The sequence below is a fragment of the Stenotrophomonas sp. SrG genome, from assembly GCF_050031795.1.
GTDB lineage: Bacteria > Pseudomonadota > Gammaproteobacteria > Xanthomonadales > Xanthomonadaceae > Stenotrophomonas > Stenotrophomonas rhizophila_A.
This window is the reverse complement of the sequence record NZ_JBNBBE010001194.1, coordinates 1-238: the sequence shown is the minus strand read 5'-3', so window position 1 is coordinate 238 and position 238 is coordinate 1. Positions and strand designations below refer to the sequence as shown.

The following is a 238-nucleotide window of genomic DNA, read 5'->3' as shown; positions in this document are numbered from 1 at the left end:
ACCTGGCCGCGGGCGAAATCGCCACCGGCACCAGCGACCTCTCGCGCCGTACCGTACAGCAGGCCGCCAACCTGGAAGAAACAGCCGCCTCCATGGAGGAACTGACCTCCACCGTGCGCCTGAACGCCGAACACGCCCGCCAGGCCAACCGGCTGGCGATTGGTGGGCACAGCGTGGCCTCGCAGGGGGGTGACGTCGTCGGCGAGGTGGTCCCCACGCTGCGCGCGATCGAGGCCAG

Annotated in this window: 1 pseudogene; it reads left to right on the top strand. The window is 70.6% G+C overall.

The features are described from left to right. A pseudogene (locus ACQG3P_RS23230) lies at positions 1-238 on the top strand (methyl-accepting chemotaxis protein); the annotation flags it as partial.